Source organism: Pedobacter terrestris (assembly GCF_052343045.1).
Lineage (GTDB): Bacteria > Bacteroidota > Bacteroidia > Sphingobacteriales > Sphingobacteriaceae > Pedobacter.
This window is the reverse complement of the sequence record NZ_CP180264.1, coordinates 1,658,647-1,678,255: the sequence shown is the minus strand read 5'-3', so window position 1 is coordinate 1,678,255 and position 19,609 is coordinate 1,658,647. Positions and strand designations below refer to the sequence as shown.

The window sequence follows — 19,609 nt, the reverse complement described above, 5'->3', positions numbered from 1 at the left end:
TTTACAATATGGATTAATGATAAATTTCGCTTCCTTTTTCTGTAAACATAGTCGATTGTTCCAGCATACCTTGTTCTGCCATATCTCTAATTTCCTGTGTAATTTTCATAGAGCAGAATTTGGGGCCGCACATGGAGCAGAAATGCGCAACCTTCGCTCCTTCGGCCGGTAATGTTTCATCATGAAATTCTCGCGCCGTATCCGGATCGAGCGATAAATTGAACTGATCTTCCCACCTAAATTCAAATCGCGCTTTACTTAATGCATTATCCCGGTACTGTGCTCCGGGGTGTCCTTTTGCCAAATCAGCTGCATGTGCAGCAATTTTGTAGGTTATTACGCCATCTTTAACATCTTTTTTATTCGGCAAGCCCAAATGTTCTTTTGGTGTAACATAGCAAAGCATCGCGGTGCCGTACCAGCCAATCATCGCTGCGCCAATTGCAGAAGTAATATGATCATAACCGGGCGCCACATCTGTTGTTAAGGGGCCGAGTGTATAAAATGGTGCTTCGGCACAATATTCCAACTGTTTCTCCATATTTTCCTTAATAAGATGCATGGGCACATGGCCAGGTCCTTCATTCATTACCTGAACATCGTGTTTCCATGCCAACTGGTTCAGTTCGCCTTGAGTTTTCAATTCTGCAAACTGCGCTTCGTCATTAGCATCGGCAATAGAACCCGGACGTAAACCATCGCCCAGCGAGAAAGAAACGTCGTATTTTTTCATAATCTGGCAGAGCTCTTCAAAGTGCGTATACAGAAAATTTTCTTTGTGATGTGCCAAACACCATTTGGCCATAATTGAACCTCCGCGTGAGACAATACCTGTTAATCTTTTAGCAGTCAACGGAATGTATCTTAACAAAACCGCAGCATGTATAGTGAAATAATCAACGCCTTGCTCTGCCTGTTCTATGATTGTATCTTTAAAAATCTCCCAGGTTAGATCTTCCGCTTTTCCATTTACTTTCTCTAAAGCCTGATAAATCGGGACAGTTCCTATTGGCACCGGCGAATTCCTAATGATCCATTCGCGCGTTTCATGAATATTTTTTCCGGTAGATAAATCCATAATATTATCTGCACCCCACCTGCATGCCCAAACGGCTTTTTCTACTTCTTCATCAATTGATGAGCTTACCGCTGAATTGCCAATATTGGCATTGATTTTTACCAGGAAATTTCTTCCGATAATCATTGGTTCCAATTCCGGATGATTGATATTTGCTGGAATTATAGCGCGCCCCGCAGCAACTTCTTCCCGAACAAATTCTGGCGTAATCCAACCTTTTGGTGTATTTGCACCAAAACTATCACCTTTGTGCTGATGAGAAAGCGTTGGGTCTGTTTGTAAAACTTCCTGATAACGCTGGTTTTCTCTAATCGCAATATATTCCATTTCAGCAGTTATAATCCCTTTTTTAGCGTAATGCAATTGGGTTACAGTTTGATTTACCTTTGCGCGATATGGTTTTTTGATATGTTCAAACCGCAAATGATCCAGTTCTGCAGTTTCACGGCGCTCCTGTCCATACTGAGAAGTCACTTGATCAAGTTGTTCTACATCATTTCGGTTTATAATCCATGTTTCGCGCAATCGCGGCAATCCTTTTTTGATATCTGTTTGGATTGCTGAATCGGTATATGCACCACTGGTATCATACAGTGTGACGGGCAAATTCGCTTTAAAAACTCCGTTGCTTAGCCGTGTGTCGGCCAAGCTAACCTGCCGCATAGCAACGCGAAGATCTGGAAACAACTCTCCCTGAACGTAAATTTTCTTTGAGCCTGTAAAAGGTTTTGTAGAGATGGCATTGCCTGTGGTTTTAATCTGTTCTGTTTTCATCGGTCTGAACTTGAAATTGTTTAATGGAACATCGGGAAAGAATACAAGAAAGATTTATCCGCCTTGCGTTGCACGGATAACCAATATCTCGTCTCCATTACAAAGCATCTGGTTTGGCCACTGCGATTTTTGAAGGATGACCCGATTGATGGCCACTGCAATACCTCTGGGTATTTCTCCAAATTGCATGGACAGCAAATTTTCGATTGAAATTTGTCCGCTTAACTGTCTTTTTTTGTGATTAAAGGTGATTTCCATTCCTGTAAAAAGATTTAATACATAAACTTTAGGAATGGCGTAAAACGCACATTGGAAGTATGGGCTACTTTTCCCTTCGGCAGCATTATCTGCATCAGGTTCATAGGGTATAAATCTCAGCCGTATCGGCACCCCTAAAGTTTGATACAAACATATATAAAATTAAACCGTAATACGTAATTTTAAATTATATAAATTATATAACCATCTGAATATTAATTCAAAAATTTGGTTACCTAATATTAAAATTTAGGCTTATATTTTGAATTTCAAGTATCAAAACAGCTTTTGAAACGCAACAAAAGAAATCAAATGCGATAAAAAATTAAGGAAATTTTGCAGTGTATGAACACCAAAAAACCAACCATAAAATGTGATTTTCCGCAAGTATTTCACCTTGAAAATCTTATTTCGGCTTTCATTTATAATTGGTATTTTACGGGCTTAAATCAAAACCGCATAATGGCATTAAGTAGAATTTGGTCAGCATTTATTATTGTGGCAATTGTTGTAGCTAGTATCAAATGTTTTTTCTTTGGACAAACGGATATTTTTAGCTGGATGGTTATTGGAAAAGCAGACGATGCTGCCAATCCGCTAAAGCTAGATGGCATCATCCAAACTTGTTGGGTAGCCGTAGAACTTTGCTTGAAACTTATCGGAATTTTAGCGCTTTTTATGGGTTTTATGAGTATCGCAGAAAAAGCCGGAGGCATCCGATTATTGTCGAAAATTGTAGGCCCTTTTTTTTCGAAACTATTCCCTGATGTTCCGAAAGGACATCCTTCTATGGGGCATATGATTATGAATTTTTCCGCCAATTTACTGGGGCTAGACAATGCTGCAACTCCTTTCGGACTTAAAGCAATGGAAAGTTTGCAAGAACTTAACCCTAAACCAGATACCGCGTCAGACGCGCAGATTATGTTTTTGTGTTTACATGCCGCCGGACTAAGTCTGATTCCTGTAAGTGTAATTGCAATTAGAGCATCTCAGAACGCTTCTAATCCTACCGATGTATTTATCCCTTGTTTAATCGTGACATTTGTAGGTACAATGGCTGCAATGCTGATTGTTTCCTTCAAACAGAAAATCAACATTTTCCAGCCTGTTGTAATGGCCTGGATTTTTAGCCTGTCGCTTATTATCGCTGGGCTTGTATTTTACATTAAATCACTGGATGCTTCAGGCATACAATCGTTTTCTGGCTTGCTTAGTAACGGGTTAATTTTATTTATTTTCCTCGCCATCGTTCTCGGAGCACTTTATAAGAAAATTGACGTATTTGATGCCTTTATTGATGGTGCGAAAGATGGTTTCAATACCGCGATAAACATTATCCCTTACTTAGTTGGGATGTTGGTGGCTATTAGTCTTCTACGTACAAGCGGAACATTCGATGTTGTTATTAATGGAATAAAGAGTGTATTTGTGTATTTAGGATCCGATACGAGATTTGTTGAGGGATTGCCTACCGCATTAATCAGACCTTTAAGTGGAGGAGCTGCAAGAGGCATGATGGTAAGCACTATGGAAACTTATGGTCCAGATTCATTTGCAAGTCGCTTATCCGGGATTTTCCAAGGCGCTTCTGATACGACATTTTATGTTGTAGCCGTATATTTTGGTTCGGTTAAAATTAAAAACACCCGATACGCCATTGGTTCGATGCTTTTAGCAGATTTGGTTGGCGTTTGTACTGCAATAGCCATCTGTTACTTGTTTTTTGGGTAAAATATTCTGGTAAAATCATTTCAAACCAATGTTGCTTACACCATTTGCCGCCATGTCATCAATATCAACCTGCGCCTCATCAGCCGTATCGATCTATGCCCTGTTATTCATAGCAACCTGAAAGAACGTCATCCCGAACAAAGCGAAGCGTAGTGAGAGATCTATTAGGCTATTTGTGTAGATATCTACCTGCGGTGGATATGACGGCATGCCTGAGAAACGGACTAAGCTGATAGAGTAAATACATAAATGCTTAAAAATACTTAACTACTAGGCTTAAATATTTAAGAAGAGGCTGTTCCGGAGATTGAAAGCCTGGTGATGATCTCTTCTAAAGCATCCGGATCTAAATTGGCGTGCTTTGAAGTACACCATTTTGCTGATTTTTGATCCATCCAAATGCAGAATGAATGATATCCGTCTAAAATAACAGCATAGGTTTCATGAAAATCATCTTGTATACGCATGCAAAATCCCTTAAAAATCTTGCCTCGAACAATGAATTGCAGGGTGGAATAATTTTCTAACATGGCTCACTATATTTTTGGTAAATTTATAACAAAGAATTAACAGCAATGTTTCGCCAATTTAAAGGAATAAACAAATTATTCTTAAGCGCGCAAATTTGGCTTAACCTATGTTTAACATGTTGCTGTAACCCTTTGCTATTAAACGATTTTTAACGGGTAAGAATATTTCGCACTGTAAATTTAATATGGTTTTGCCTCGTTTTACGATTGCGGTTTGAGCCACAATTTCATCACCTTCATTTGCAGGTGCAAAATAATCGATATAATTACTTACTGTGGTAAAACGTTCATTCAAACCCATTGTAAAAACGGTTGCACCAATAAGATCGTCAATAATTCCGGCTGTAACCCCGCCATGTAAAATGTTGTATGGATTTGTCATCTCTTTTCGCACTGTGTATTTACAAACCAAAACTCCAAAATCTGCTTCTAACAAAACCGGCGCAAGCCAATTCATATAGTTAGATGGCGAGTTGCGTATCACCTGACCAATTGATTGCCGCAGAAAATTCAGTCGCTGTTCACTAAGTGATTCCATATTTTGTTTTATCTATTCGAGCTAAAGATAACAATAGCCAACGAAATACTTACCAATACACATCTCTGGTTAAGCGCGAGCTGCTTTTTATCAATCACTTTTTCTGCTAAAAAGGAACGCGCACTTTTAGACTGATATTGCGACCCATATTGTAAATGCCAGACGTTCCGTTTGGAGAAGATTGATAATACTCGAAATATTTTAAACGGTTTAGGTGCGATTGATAAGCAACATTAAAGATATTATCAACCTGCAGAGACCAATCCAACCAAATTTTTCCTGCCTTTGATACCAGACTACTTCCCAAACCAGCATTAAACAAGGTATATCCTTTGGTAAATGTTTCGGTATTGTCCAATGCATAAAACCGGTTTTGACTGCCGAAATGCGCAACATCAAATTTTAGGTATGCATTTTTAACATTTTTTTGAGGAACAAACGGTATTTCAAATTTTAGTTCTGAGCGAATCTGCATCGGTGGAATAAAAGGTAAATATTTTGCATCTGCCCCGAATGTATTGAGTAAAACATCGTTCTTGTTTAATCCGACAACATAAGCCAGGCTATTGTTCAGCGAGAGCCATTTCAAATTTCGCGGATGAATGTTTATCGCCACTTCTGCACCGTATAAACGTGCTTTTGCCTGTTGATACTGATAAGTCAGGTTACCGGGAACAATTACTACAGGGTTACCAGCATCGTCTGTTAAGCGCGTCTGATAAATATAATTTTGGATAGCGTTATTGAACAGTTCTAAACTTAGATCTACATCCTTCAAATAAGCGATAACCCCAATATCTTGCTGTAAATTAAACTCTGGTTTAAAGCTTCTGTTGCCCAAATAAACAATGTGTGCACCGGGATCAAGTCCGTTGGAGCCAATTTCTGTTATGTTTGGTGCACGATAACCACGTGCAATATTGGCTTTAAAAAGCAAATGTTCCGAAAGATTGTAGGTAAAACCCAGACTTCCGGACAAACCGTAATAATTTTTACTGAAAGCCGGAAACTGAAGTTCTGAATCGGCTGTACCACTACTTACTTTTTGATCGAAACCGGTATTCGGATTTTTGCCGACATAAAAATTATTCCATCGAGTATTTCGCTTATCGAAACGCAATCCGCCGGAAACATCCAGTTTCCCGAAACTCTTTTTGGCGTAATAAAATGCACCTACATCAAACAGATCATAATCCGGAATCGGGAAATCTGTAGCATCTTTGCTTCTATTTTGTTGGAACATTCCATTGATACCCAAAGTCGATTCCAATCCATTAAGTGATGGAAAATTATACTTCACATCGTAATTGAGCGTATTTAAAACCACATATAATCCTGCTTGTTGCGGCAAAGTTGGATGGTTGTATTCCTGCCGAACGCTTTGTTGCAATCCTAATAATGTGTTTAACTGCCCTTCGCCAAGATTAAACTGACTGGTATTGTACACGCGAACATGTTGGATGTGTTGATGAAGTGGGTTGAGGCGGTAACTGCTTAAATCCTGATCTGACACTACCGGACGATTTCTGATATCGTCTCCTTCATCCAAAATCTGCCGCGTAAAACGTCTGCTCAACGAATCTCTGCTCCCATCTGGAATTTCCATCAAATTCTCATAGTACGTCACCGCAGTTTTAGAAAAACCCCATTTTTGATCTACTCTCGCACTTGCAGACAGGTTATATTCTCTAAAACCTGTCCCATACACCAATCCATCTACAGGATTCCGGTAATTGTGCGCCATTTTTGCCGATCCGCGAAAAAGATACGTCCAGTTGTTTTTTTTGTATGCCAACCCAATTGAAGAGGCTAAGCGCCCGTTATTGCTTTGATAACCAAATAATACATCGCCTTGAAGTTTTCCTTCTTCAATGTTCGGCAAATCCGGAATCATATTGATTACACCCGCCAAAGCATCAGAACCGTAGGTTAAACTTGCCGGGCCTTTCACCACCTCTGCCCTTCCGATAGAATATTCATCTACTTCAATTCCATGTTCGTCTCCCCATTGCTGGCCTTCCTGCCTTAATCCATCATATAAAGTCAACACGCGGTTGTAACCCAAACCGCGAATAAAAGGTTTAGATACGTTTGGACCAGTGGTTACTGCGCTAACGCCGGGAACGCCTTTTACAATGCCTTCAATTAGGTTCGTATTTACATTTTGTTCCATATTTTTTTTGCTGATAATAGCAATCGGCACCGGACTTTTGCGCAAAGCTGTGGCGCGCCCAACGCCAGTAACCACAACATCGCCAAGATTGGTACTTTCTGCAAGCAAAACCACATTCAGATTCTGCAAATTGTTATCCAGCTGGATAGTGATGGTTTGTGTTTGATAACCCAAAGCAGAAAAAATAAGATTATAATGGCCGGCAGCAAGTTGCGAAAAAGCAAATGCACCTGTCTTATCACTTTTCGTTGCCTGTTTAGCAGAAAGAATTTTAACGTTCACATTTTCCAACTTTCCTGTAGTTGAACTCACCAAACCGCTTAAAGAAAAATCTTGCGCATGCAAAATTAACGAACTTAAAGACAGGCATATTATCAAAGCAACATTTCGTATCATATTTACCTAAACATATTTTTAGACAAATCTAAATTTAATTTTAGAAAAACAAAATATAATAATTAGATAAATATGATCTTGGTTGTTTTGAGAATCATTTGGCTTTGCCAGAAAAGAAAAAAGCACGATCAAAATTTGCAGTTTAAACCACAAATTTTGACCGTGCCGATCTATTAAGCTGAATAGAGCTTTACCTAATCGTTTATTATTTTGAAAATGTATAAACTGAAGTGGTTTTATACACCTGCCCAGGTTTAAGCACAGTTGACGGAAAAAGAGCTTGATTTGGTGAATCTGGAAAATGTTGGGCCTCCATTGCGAAGGCGGTTCTAAAATCATCTTTCGCACCAGATTTGAACGTGTTTTTACTTTGCATAAAGTTGCCGCTATAAAACTGTAATCCTGGTTCCTGAGTATAAACATCCATCACAATCCCGGATAAATCACCTTTTACACGTGCAGCGTGATACATGCCCATTGCCTTGGTTTTGTTCAGTACATAATTGTGGTCATAACCTTTGCCGAAAACCAGTTGTTGGTTTTTATCTTCTATGCGTGCACCAATAGTTTCTGGTTTGGTAAAATCAAAAGGTGTACCCGCAACTTTAAGCAACTTTCCGGTTGGGATCAGGCTAGAATCTACCGGCGTAAATTCGTCTGCATAAATCTCTACCAAATGTTTCAAAATAGAACCGCTTCCATCGCCATTCAAGTTGAAAAAAGCATGATTGGTTAAATTAACTACGGTTGTTTTATCAGTAGTTGCTTCATAATCCATTTTCAGTTCGTCATTATCCGTAAGTGTGTAGGTTACTTTAACCTTCAAATTTCCGGGAAAACCTTCTTCCATATCTTTTGAAAGATATTTTAAAACAATGGTTTGCGCATCTGGTTGACTTGCATCCCAAACTACGTACTGAAAACCCTTTTTACCACCGTGAAGTGTGTTTACGCCATTATTGGTGAAAAGCGTATATGCTTTGCCTTCTAACGTAAATTTCCCTTTTGCTATGCGGTTTCCGAAACGGCCGATGGTTGCACCAAAATAAGGTTCTGTAGCCTTTGCATAATCATTTACACTTTTGAAGCCCGTTACTACATCGATTGGTTTTCCGCTAGAATCCGGAACGACAAGGCTAATCAACCTCCCGCCGTAATTTGTGAAAGCAGCGTATGAACCTTTTTTATTTTTGAGTATATATAAGACAGTTTCCTTGCCATCTATTACTTTTTTAAAGGAATCTGGTTGAAGTGCAACCACTGCAGAAATCTTTTTACTACTGTCTGCAGACTGTTCTTTTTTGCTTTCTGACGTACAGGATGAAAAGCCTGAAGCTGCAAAAATGGCCAATGCCAAAAGGCTTAATTTTAAATCTTTTTTGTTCATAGAGATGTTATTTACCATTTAACTTTTTAATGAGATCCGTTTCATCTTTGCGGTAAGGTGTTCCATCTTGGTTAAAAATTTCATGAAACCACTCAATGGGTTCACTTCCATCTGCAAGAGGCGTATCCCAGGCAAATTTGGTATTTGTTTTCCCATCTACAAAACCCCAGTTAATTGCCCCTACATTTTCTTTCTTTAAAAGCGGTAAAATATTAGAGAATCTGCTGTTTCGGCTTCTGGCCATATATTCAGTACAAATTAGGGGTTTCCCGTTGGCTTTAAGCAAATCTATAGTACGTTGATGCCATTCTGGGGCTTCATAATTGTGGTAAGTAATTACATCAGAATTGTTGAGTTGCAAGGTGTTTAATTTTTCAAAACCCCAGCTCCATAAACCAATACTGATGGGCTGACTTGGATTAACCGCACGTGCCCATTCTATCGTTTTGGTTAGCAACGGAATGGTGGTTTCCAGTTTACCGCTGTTGCCAGGCTCATTATATAAATCCCAAAGTAAAACACGTTTATCTTGACCAAAACGCGTTAAAACAGCTTTTACATAAACTTCAAGATCTGCAAAATTTGCAGCATCTTTTGATTCCGGATCTCCGGGATCTTGTAACCAACCCGAATTGTGGATGCCTGTTTTTGGCGCCGGTTGTTTTCCAATTTCTGATGTTTTATTCCAGCAATCGTCAAAAAAAACAAACATTGGCGTAATCTTGTGTTTGCTGGTAATCGCTAAAAAAGTATCCATACGTTTCAGGAAACCTTCAGGATCTTGTTTGTACGCTTTACTATATAAGAACACCCGTAAAGTATTAAAACCAATACTTTCTGCCCAACCCAATTCTTTATCAATGACCTGCGGACTAAACGTATCTGCCTGCCACATTTCTAACTGGTTTATGGCATTTGCCGGAATGTAATTTGCCCCGGTAAGCCACTTGTGGGCGTTATACCACTCATTTGCTTTTTGTACAGACCAAACTTTTCCGGGCGTAGCGGCATTTGCTGTTTTCTTCGTTTTCTGTGCAGAAACTGATCCTGCGGTGAAGCTCAATATCAGCGCAGTAAGTAACAAGTTTTTAATTTTCATGTGTTTAATTTTGGTTTTAATAGGTTAATGCGCAGGAACTGCAATGGCTTCGCCGGTTTTAAGTGGCATACCGAAATGAGGTGTACCATCATCATTCCAGGTAAATTTTTGCGCGCGCGGCGATCTGAAACCGCCACAGCCTTGTCCGGGTTTATCATTTGCATGGTATAAAATCCAGTCTTCTTTACCATTTGGGGATTTAAAAAAAGAATTATGCCCAGGTGCGTACACGCTGTTTTGCACCGACTTTTCGAAAACGGTTTTGGGGTGTTTTTTCCAATTAGATGGTTGTAGAAGATCTGCTTTTAAATTAGCAGAAAGCATTCCAAGCGCATAAAAATCTGTCCAGCAACCACTTGCAGAATAAATAATGAAAACTTTATCGCCATGAATTAGAAACTGAGGTCCTTCATTTACATCTACATGCGGCGGATCGTTTGGATTGTTCAAATCGCCATTCATTTCCCAAGGCAAGGTTGGTGTAGAAATTTTCACCCGTTTGCCATCAACTGTCCAGGGGTTTTTAAGCCGAGCAATAAAAATTTCTTGTTTACCATTGGTATCGCCTTCCCATCCAGACCAAATCATATACAGTTTTCCGTTTATGGATGCCACATCTCCATCAATTGCCCATTTGTTGGTTGGATCTGCAATTTGTCCTTTAAAAACCCACTCTCCTTTTAAAGGATCTTCAGAGGCATTTTCCAACACATACATTCTGTGGTTTTCATTTTTACCATCATCTGCTGCGAAATATGCATACCATTTCCCTTGCATAAACAAAACTTCTGGTGCCCAGATATTTCTGGAATATGCACCTGTTTCTGGCGCCTTCCAAATGGTTTTGTGTTCTGCAGTTTTTAATCCTTCAAGGCTTTTGCTTTTCCAAAGCTCAATTCTATTGCCGGTGGTATGCGTGTAGTAGTAAAATCCATCTTTGTAAAAACTATATGGATCTGCACCAGAAGGTAAAAGCGGGTTTGTAAAAGTTTGGGCTTTTGCCATCCATGTAAAAGAAACCAGTAAAAGCGCAAGAAATAATTTATTCATAATGGTTAGTTTTCCTGCTTTGTGGCTAAAGCATTGATTTGTTTTTGAAGCTGCGTGTATATTCCCGCAACTTCAAAACAAGCCTTTTTTTATCGAAAAACCGACATTAGGTGTGTCAGAATTTCGATAATATGTATCAAATTTACTGTTGGCGGGGTTACCAGACAGCAAAAAGTTATCTGTTATTTAATTTCTGATCAAGCAGTTTTATAGCGTATCCACCCACAACACTTCTGGCCTGAAAGCCAACTTGTTTTCCATCAGTGGTTTGGTGCCAATCGCTTTGTGGAACACGTGTTGGCGATTCAAGTGAGAATTTATAAATCGGGTTAATTAACTGATCAAAATCTGAACGGTTATCTGCAAGTGTGGCTGTCCACATAATCCAATCAGATTTGGTATAGGTTTTACGGCTATCAAGCGGAAGGCCAAATGCATTTTGCTTTTTCAGGTAAAAATCAATTTCCTTTTTATACACACTTGCCGGGAAAATATCCAGCTTTAAAACCTTATCCCAAACCAAATTATATTTTTGGCTCCAGGTATCTTTTTTATCAAAGGTTAAGGCATAATGATCGCCATCATTGGCCATTTCCATCCACTTTGTGCCCATATCTTTAGCCATTTTTGCGTATTTTTCTGCTACATCAGTTTCACCAATTTCTTTAGCCAGTTTAGCATAACAACCTAAAGCGACAATTGCTTTTACAGAAAGATTGGTGTTGCGTGCCAGGTGACCAGCAAAATCATCTGTACAAAGCTGATTTGCAGGATCGAAACCTTCTTTGCTTAAATAATCGGCCCAAATGCTTAATGTTTTCCAATGTTTTCTGGCATATTCTGCATTTCCTTCTACTTTTGCGATTGCCGCTGTTAGAATAATCATATTACCAGATTCCTCTACGGGCATATCTTCACCGTAGGTTTGCCCGTTTGCTAAAGGATACGTACCCAAATCATGTGCAGCAAAAGGTTTTGTCCATTTTCCGGTTTCGCTATAGTGGAAAATTCCATTCATCATACCTTTCAATAAGTCTGGATTGTATACCAAAAACAAAGGTGCCGAAGGATAAGTAATGTCTACAGTATTGATTGAACCATTGCTGTAATTTTCTTTAGAAAGAAAAAGCAATTCGCCATCCGGACTTTCTACCAATTTATGTGCAGAAATGGCCTGACGATACGCAATATCAGATAAATGCGCGTATTTTTCTCCACCAGCTTTCACATTGTCCTCATGAAATTTTGCATCAAAATCTGTACTTTTCTTCAAGACATTTGTGTATTCTTCGTCTGCTTTTTCCAATAAGGATAAAATATTCTGATCGCCTTTTTTGTTCCACCATGATTTAAGATTCTGACCAAAATATTGGATTGCCTCATTGTCATCATAAGCCAATAAGGCTACTTTTTCGGTTGCTTTATTTCCAGCTGTAAACGACAAAACCGTTGTTAAGCTAAGCGATTTTCCGCTGATGTTTTTTGTTTCTGAAACAGAACCTGAAACAAAGTTTTTGATAGACTCTGCTTCTGTGGCGATAAATTGTTTGCCATTGTTAAGATCTGTCGCAACTAAAACATGGCCCCAATCAATGCGTAAATCGTCACCTTTTTTCTGTAAAATCGGTTGCTCAACTGTGCCAGCTTTTAAAACAGAAAGTTCACCTGTACGCATTTTTTCTGCATTTACCTGCTGAAAAGGTGTGTTTGCAGCTAAATCTGATGATACGCCAAAATACACCTGTGCATTGTGCGTTTTACCGTCGGTACTTTTCACTTTAAAAGAAACGTAAGAAATTGGCCTTGCCATTAAATCCAGATCGTTCATTAGCAATGGCGAAGTAAAATCGAGATTAAGATTTACAGGTCCGCAAGAAAAATCGTATTTGGTTTGGGTAGCCGAAATCTGCACATCATTTTGCTTGGCAAGCAAAATGTTCTGATACGCTGCAACAGGCTTTTCGTAAACCAAACCTGCATCGAGCCATTGCCCGCCTGCGGTATTTTTGATGTGGATGGCGAGTACATTTTTACCTTTTTTCAGTGCTGATTTTAAAGGCACGTAGATAAATTTGCCTGTCCAACCTTTATGGCTGTACACCGCAGCGCCATTAAGAAATACTTCAATATTATCGTCGTGGGTAATTTTCAGGTTTACATTTTTATAATCGGTTTTACTCAAATCAAAAGTTCGCCTTAGCCACAAATCGCTGCTGAGCCATTGTGTTTTTGCAGATCCATCGCCAAATGGCCCGGAGCCGGTTTTCCATGCAGTATCGTTAAATGTGGCATTTTGCCAACCTTTTGCAGGTTCGGTTTCTGTGTATTGTGCCGAATATGTTTCTTCATCGGCGGTAGGCAGAATACTATCAAATTGTTTATCGGGACTGCCCAAAAAACGGTAAACTTTTCCATCAACCTTCATTAATCCGGTTAATGCCTGCGAAGTTCCGGTCCAGTGTTTGGTAGCTGAAGCATTAAGTTGATCGCTAAAAGACCAGACACTAAAATATGGGTCGTGTGTAATTAAAGGATATGCTGGTGCAATGCGTTTTTGCGCTTGCCCCGAAAGTGCCGAGAGTGCGAGGGAGAAAAAAAGGAAATAACGTTTCATCTAAAAATGGATTAGCTTAAAAAGCCATCCGGCGATGGATGGATTTGCGTTTCCTATACATTTGCAAATCTTTTCCATGCCGGATGACTGAGCGCATGTTTAATAGGTTAATTTAGATACAGGTGTAAAAATCATGTCTTCAACGCCGGCTATTTTAACACCAATCCGCGCAAAAATATAGTTCTGCGTAGGTACAATAGTTGGAATATTTGCAGACAACATGAGGTTATTCAAATCGGTTAGTGCCGCGCCTTCTAAAGATTGTGCAACCAGATTATTGGTGCTGCTACCATCTACAAACTGTGTTTTATTCAAATAAAGCGTAACCCGTTCTATGTTTTTTGCATTGGCATCTGTAATGATTTTTTCCAAGCGGCAGCTTGCATTGACCTTGCCGGCAGCGGCAGCAAAAGTTGCGCCGCGCACCATATAATATGGATTGATTTCTATATCCATTGTTTTGCTGTCCTGAATGCTTACAGCAACAGTGTCTTGTGCACCTTTTGCATTTTTTGGCCATAAAAACGGACCTCTATTGGCTGTAAAAACCAATTTATAATCGCCTTTGAAAAGCTTTGCAGAATACACGCCATCTTGCGTAACATTAACTCTGATTGGTGCATAATTGCCGAAGCCAGGCTGCCACAATTCAAAATAAACGGTATTGTATTGTACGTTAATGGCTTCGCCTTTATACACCAGTTTGCCGGCAAAATCCAGTTCAGGTGCATCGTAATTGTCTTTTTTACATGAAGTGATCAATGCTGCAAGCAACACGGCCACCATTAAAAAATATCTCGTTTTCATATCTGTCTGTAAATTATTGATTTGGATTTCTGATGATTTTTGGATTTCCGTTTAGCACGTTCTGGGTAATCTGCGAATAATAATTGCCCAAACGGAAACGGTGTGCCGCTGTAACCCTGCTCGGTTTTACCACTTTAAATACATATTTATTGTGGTTGGGATCTCCCGGATTGTAATATTTATACGGCCATAATCCAAATACCTGCGTGCTTACGCGTGTTGCAGAGCCAATATTGCTTGCATTGGTAAAATCTGCATTGCTTAATGCAACGCCATTCCAAACCTTATCTGCAAGTCTCCAACGTTTCATATCCCAAAGTTCATGACCTTCAAAAGCCAATTCAACTTTTCTTTCGTGAACAATCCGGTCGAAATTGATTTGTCCGGGTGTTAAAGCTGTTGTTAAACCTGCACGATCGCGCACGGGTTTTAAATAGCCCGCAGCCGCTGCTGCATCGCCCAGTTCAAAACTGGCTTCCGCAGCATTTAACAGAACTTCTGCATAACGGTAACGTACCCACCAAACCTCACTTCTGGTACCAATCTGTCCAGAACCAGCCGCCGGATCTAAAAATTTACGTACATAAAAACCAGTTTGAGCACTAAATTCCAATCCGTCAATTGGCCCGTCGCCACCTACAACCTGTACCGATCCGGTTTGGCCTGGCAATACGCCAGTTTTGGTTTGTGCAAAATTATCTCCGGTAACAATTGTTCCGTTTGCAAGCTGGTAGCCCGCCCAAATATCTACCGTTTTGCCTTTAAACTGGCTTCCAGGCAAAATAACTGTACCTGCTAAACGGGCATCTCTACCGGCAAAAATATCGCCGATATTGGTATAGTAAATCGGGTTGTTGGATGCATCTACATTTGGCAAAGAAGCATAACTGTTGTCTAATTTTTCGAAAGATTGAACCAGATTTAAAGAAGGATTTAACCGCCCGCCCTGTTGTTCTTCTGCAGAAGATCTCGGTTGGTTATCAATCGTAAATCCGTGTGCTTTATTGGTTTTCAGCTTAAAATCTTTTACAAAAATCATTTCCGGATTGTTGCCTTTATCTGTAAACAGTGTTGCAAAATTCTCTGATAAGTTTGGATTTTTGTTGTACAATGAATAGCGTCCATCGGCGATAATTTCTTTTGCTGCCGCCAGTGATTTCTGATAATATGCAGTCGCCGAAGCTGCAGGAATGCCCACTTCGCCGCCAGACAAACTAACAGTTGGTGTTGTTGCGCCGTATTTTGCGATAGATGCCGCATATAATGCAGCACGGCTCTCCATAGCTAAGGCAGCACCTTTAGACGCGCGACTTTGCACATTTGCTGCGTTTGGCAAAATGGTTTTAATGGCTTCGAGTTCTGAAATCACAAAATCATAAATTTCGGATTCCCTTTTCCGCGGATTTTGAAGATAGGTTGGATCTCCGCTGTAATCATATTCCAGCGTTTGAGTAATTAAAGGAACGCCGCCCATTCTTTTCACCATTTCGAAATATAAGCCTGCGCGGATAAACCGGGCTTCTGCCATAAAACGGGCTTTATCAGCAGCAGTTAAAGCGGTAGATTCTTCTCCACGTTTTAGGAAAAGATTAATATCGCGGACGTATCCATAATCCCACATATTCCATGAATCGTAGTTGTAATCTAGATTCTGGTGGCGGAAATAATCGCCATTGGCAGAACCAAAACCTTCATCAAAATCAGCATAGATCCACCAAGACTCTATGCGTTGAAAATCCGGGAAGCGATCATAAAGATCTCCAAGTACAGAAAGTACCAGGTTTGGATCTTTCCAGGTTGCATCTACGCTTAAAGTATTGGTAGGTTGTTTCTGCAAAAACTCGGAGTCTTTTTTACACGATTGCGAAAAAGAAAGTAGGGCAACCGCGGATAATGTATATATAATTTTTTTCATTTTGAACCTGTTGATGTTTAAAGCGTTAATTTGATTCCGACATTAAAAAATTTGTTCTGTGGATATTGAAGTCCGTTATCATCGGCAATCTCCGGATCTACGCCATAACTTTTCAAATTGTCTAAAGAGAAAAGGTTATATCCGTTTGCATACACGCGAATGTTTTGGATTTTAACTTTTTCCAACCATCTTTTTGGCAGCGTGTATCCCAACTCAATTGTTCGGGCACGCAGATACTTTACATTGTGCAGCCAAAAAGTTGAGTTTTTGTTGTAATTACTTAAAGAGTTGTCATTGTAACGCAAAGCGGGATATTTACCTGCAACCCAGGCACTGTTTGAATCGAAAGGATTTTCACGGTGCCAGCTATCGTCTGCAAAATTCTGCAGCAATGCGCCTCCATTCTGGAATGGCCATCTCTGCTCCCAGTTTTGGTTCCAGGAATACATAGATCCGCCAGAAAAATCGGCTGTAAAATCAAAACCTTTATAGGCCAATCCGATGGTAAAACCAAACATCATGTTGGGTTGGCCAGTTGTGGTATAACCAATTGGGCGTTCATCCTGTCCATCAATTACGCCATCGCCGTTCTGATCTTTATAAATTAAGTCACCAGGTAACAGACGGCGGTTTCCTTGTCCATCGATGTTAACTTTATAATTATTGATTTCATCCATGCTTTGGAACTGTCCGATAACCTCATATCCCCAGAAAATATTTTGATAGCGATCTTGTTTCGCATTGCGGTATTGATCCCAGGAGTTGTTAAATCTAGGTTTGTACGCATCTAAGAATTTGCTTCTGGATAGCGAAACATTTCCGCCAACGTTATAGCTTAATTCACCAATTTTATCGCGGTAGTTTAAGGCAAACTCACCACCAAACTGTGCATCACTTTCTAAATTTTCATTGTTGAGGCCATAACCCAGTTCAACCGGAACAACAACATCGTTTCTAACGGCCATTAATCCCGTACGTTTGCGATAAAAGTAATCGGCAGTACCACTTAATTTCCCTTTAAATAAAGAGAAATCCACACCAATGTCCGTTATTTTACTTTTAAACCAACTTAAATTGTTCACAATTGGCCCTTTGTCTCTAGATGTCACAATATTTTGTCCATCCAGAATCACGGTTCCAACGTTGTAGGCATAGCCCGGTAAATAGGCAAAAGGATTAATACCGAGGTCATCGTCTCCAAGTACACCGTATGACGCGCGTAGTTTTAAATCATCGAGTACGCTTTTTTCTCCCAGCAGGTTTTTAACGAAGTTTTCGCCGGTAATTCTCCATCCCACAGAAACTGAAGGGAAATAACCAACCCTGCGGTCTGGTGCAAATTTCCAGGAAGCATCGCGTCTGCCCGAAGCTTCAAAATAATATTTATTGTCGTAATTGTAATTGATCCGTGCTACATAACCAATACGGGCTTCTTCTTCCTGTATATCTGCATAATCCTGACCATCTAAATCGGCAAACTGCAATACCGGCAACACATTGGTTTTAGGTACGGCATGCTGAAAGGTATAGGTGCGGAACCGATCTAAACGTTCTGCAAGCAACAATCCACCAAAAGTATGTTTACCGAAAGTGCGGTTGTAATTGGCATGCATTTGATACGTATTGGTAATTACTTTTTCATTTCTTCTTTCGCGGTACGGGTTTGAACTGCCCACACGTTTTTCATAAATCTGCGTGTCTGGATTGTAGTGGTAAACATCATAAGTATATTCATGGCCATTTACCACATTGTCTGCCACGTAGTAAGAATACATGCCTTTCAAACTTAAACCCTTAATTGGCGTATCATAATCTGCGGTTAAATTGGTTTGCAAAACGCGCCAGTCAGATCTCCAATATCCTGTAAGTGCTTTACTTTGTACGGCAAACTGTTCTGTATTGTGGCCAATATCATTTGGATAATCTGGGTTTCCGTTGGCATAAGCTTGTTCTGTTGGCCTATTGCGCAACAGCGCGAAACGAGCGGCAAAATAATCATCGCCACCCGGCACACCTGGCTGATCGCGATTTTCTACACGACCGTTAATCATCATACTCACTTTAAAGCGATCAGTAATTTTAGCCGAAATATTACTTTGGATATTGGATCTTTTGAAAACAAATTCCCTTTCTGTCCCATAAACACCTTTTTGATCGAGGTGTGTACCAGAGATATAGTAATTTAATTTATCCGTTCCGCCAGAAGCGTTCAGATTTACCGAATATTGAGGTGCATTTGGCGCGATAATCAAATCTTTCCAGTTTTGACTTTGATAGCCATATTCTGTTCCGGCTTTCCATTTGTCTAATTCTGCCTGCGTAATTACTGTTGTTCCGTTTGCATTCAAATCTGCAATTGCACGGCCAAGCATATAGGTGTACGCATCAGTAGTTTCAGGGAAACGCACCCAATTCTGCCAACCTGTATAAGCATCAACATTAAAAGTATTTCTGGTACTATTGGCGCCACGTTTGGTAGTAACAATAATTACACCATTTGCCGAACGACTACCATAAACGGCGGCAGAAGCATCTTTTAGGACGGTAATGCTTTCAATATCGTTTGGTGCAATGTTATTAAACTGACCAGCATCTTGCTGAATGCCATCAATTACATACAGTGGATTTCCCATGTTCCGCACCTGAATGTTGGCGCTTGAGCCTGGTCTTCCATCGGGCATTCTGAAAGACACACCTGGAAGTTTTCCTGCCAAACCGGTGCTTACCGTAGAACCGCCGTGCACTCTTTCCAGATCTTTGCTGGTAATGGTGGCAACTGCGCCGGTAATAGATTCTTTCTTCTGCGTTCCATAGCCCACAACCACAACGTCATCTAAATCACTCATCTCCGGAGTCAGTTTTACACGAATTTCTGTTGAGCCATTTAGCGGATAGTCTTGTGTTTTATACCCCACATAAGTAAATACAAGCGTTACCTTTTTATCGGCAACCGCAATTTTAAATTTTCCTGAAGCATCTGTAGAAGTAGCTGTTTTTGTGCCTTTAACCTGAACGCTTACACCAATTAAGGTTTCGCCATTTTCGTCTACTACCGTTCCGGAAATGTTGTTTTGAGCAAAGGCACGAAGGTTAAATGAAAGTAAGAGCAATAAGAGACAACATCCATTGAGGAAGAAATTGAACTGCTTAAAACCATTTTTTGGCAAGAGATGCCATGAAAAGCCCACAGCTTCTCCTCCAGAAGAGGATAAAGTTTTTTTCATAAAATTAGGATATTTGATTAGTTAGTCGCCGG

General features: G+C 39.9%; 13 protein-coding genes and 1 riboswitch. Of the genes, 1 reads left to right on the top strand and 12 read right to left on the bottom strand.

Going from position 1 to position 19,609, the window contains the following annotated elements; translation table 11 throughout:
• Window positions 1-13: 13 nt before the first annotated feature.
• Window positions 14-1,852 carry a phosphomethylpyrimidine synthase ThiC gene (gene thiC / locus ACJVDH_RS07190; protein ID WP_443946883.1) on the bottom strand — a complete coding sequence of 613 codons (1,839 nt, stop codon included), beginning with the start codon at window positions 1,850-1,852 and terminating at the stop codon, window positions 14-16.
• 54 nt (window positions 1,853-1,906) lie between these two features.
• Window positions 1,907-2,110 carry a sulfur carrier protein ThiS gene (gene thiS, locus ACJVDH_RS07185; RefSeq protein WP_443946882.1) on the bottom strand — a complete coding sequence of 68 codons (204 nt, stop codon included), beginning with the start codon at window positions 2,108-2,110 and terminating at the stop codon, window positions 1,907-1,909.
• Between the two features lie 54 nt (window positions 2,111-2,164).
• A riboswitch (TPP riboswitch) is annotated at window positions 2,165-2,256 on the bottom strand.
• Between the two features lie 199 nt (window positions 2,257-2,455).
• Between thiS and ACJVDH_RS07180 the strand changes: the two genes are divergently transcribed.
• On the top strand, window positions 2,456-3,844 hold the full coding sequence (locus tag ACJVDH_RS07180) for a nucleoside recognition domain-containing protein (protein WP_443946881.1): 1,389 nt from the start codon (window positions 2,456-2,458) through the stop codon (window positions 3,842-3,844).
• 284 nt (window positions 3,845-4,128) lie between these two features.
• Here ACJVDH_RS07180 and ACJVDH_RS07175 read toward each other — a convergent pair whose 3' ends face one another.
• The 10 genes from ACJVDH_RS07175 to ACJVDH_RS07130 all read right to left on the bottom strand — a co-directional run bounded on the left by ACJVDH_RS07175 (window position 4,129) and on the right by ACJVDH_RS07130 (window position 19,577).
• A complete protein-coding gene (locus ACJVDH_RS07175) occupies window positions 4,129-4,311 on the bottom strand; it encodes a hypothetical protein (protein WP_443946880.1) in 183 nt (60 codons plus the stop codon).
• 163 nt (window positions 4,312-4,474) lie between these two features.
• A complete protein-coding gene (locus ACJVDH_RS07170) occupies window positions 4,475-4,912 on the bottom strand; it encodes a PaaI family thioesterase (protein ID WP_443946879.1) in 438 nt (145 codons plus the stop codon).
• Between the two features lie 106 nt (window positions 4,913-5,018).
• The gene (locus ACJVDH_RS07165; RefSeq protein ID WP_443946878.1) at window positions 5,019-7,481 is read right to left on the bottom strand and encodes a TonB-dependent receptor; all 2,463 of its coding nucleotides are present in this window, start codon (window positions 7,479-7,481) and stop codon (window positions 5,019-5,021) included.
• A 205-nt stretch (window positions 7,482-7,686) separates the two neighbouring features.
• Window positions 7,687-8,868 carry an aldose epimerase family protein gene (locus ACJVDH_RS07160; protein WP_443946877.1) on the bottom strand — a complete coding sequence of 394 codons (1,182 nt, stop codon included), beginning with the start codon at window positions 8,866-8,868 and terminating at the stop codon, window positions 7,687-7,689.
• Between the two features lie 7 nt (window positions 8,869-8,875).
• Window positions 8,876-9,967 (bottom strand): cellulase family glycosylhydrolase, encoded by a 1,092-nt coding sequence (locus ACJVDH_RS07155; RefSeq protein WP_443946876.1) that lies wholly within the window; start codon window positions 9,965-9,967, stop codon window positions 8,876-8,878.
• A 24-nt stretch (window positions 9,968-9,991) separates the two neighbouring features.
• Window positions 9,992-11,017: a glycoside hydrolase family 43 protein gene (locus ACJVDH_RS07150; RefSeq protein ID WP_443946875.1), complete on the bottom strand. Its 1,026-nt coding sequence runs from the start codon at window positions 11,015-11,017 to the stop codon at window positions 9,992-9,994.
• A gap of 175 nt (window positions 11,018-11,192) precedes the next feature.
• Window positions 11,193-13,631, bottom strand: a complete 2,439-nt coding sequence (locus ACJVDH_RS07145) for a glutaminase domain-containing protein (protein WP_443946874.1) — start codon at window positions 13,629-13,631, stop codon at window positions 11,193-11,195.
• A 99-nt stretch (window positions 13,632-13,730) separates the two neighbouring features.
• Window positions 13,731-14,438 carry a DUF3823 domain-containing protein gene (locus ACJVDH_RS07140; RefSeq protein ID WP_443946873.1) on the bottom strand — a complete coding sequence of 236 codons (708 nt, stop codon included), beginning with the start codon at window positions 14,436-14,438 and terminating at the stop codon, window positions 13,731-13,733.
• Between the two features lie 13 nt (window positions 14,439-14,451).
• Complete coding sequence (locus ACJVDH_RS07135) at window positions 14,452-16,353, bottom strand: RagB/SusD family nutrient uptake outer membrane protein (RefSeq protein WP_443946872.1); 1,902 nt, start codon at window positions 16,351-16,353, stop codon at window positions 14,452-14,454.
• A 17-nt stretch (window positions 16,354-16,370) separates the two neighbouring features.
• Window positions 16,371-19,577 (bottom strand): SusC/RagA family TonB-linked outer membrane protein, encoded by a 3,207-nt coding sequence (locus tag ACJVDH_RS07130; RefSeq protein WP_443946871.1) that lies wholly within the window; start codon window positions 19,575-19,577, stop codon window positions 16,371-16,373.
• Window positions 19,578-19,609: the final 32 nt, after the last annotated feature.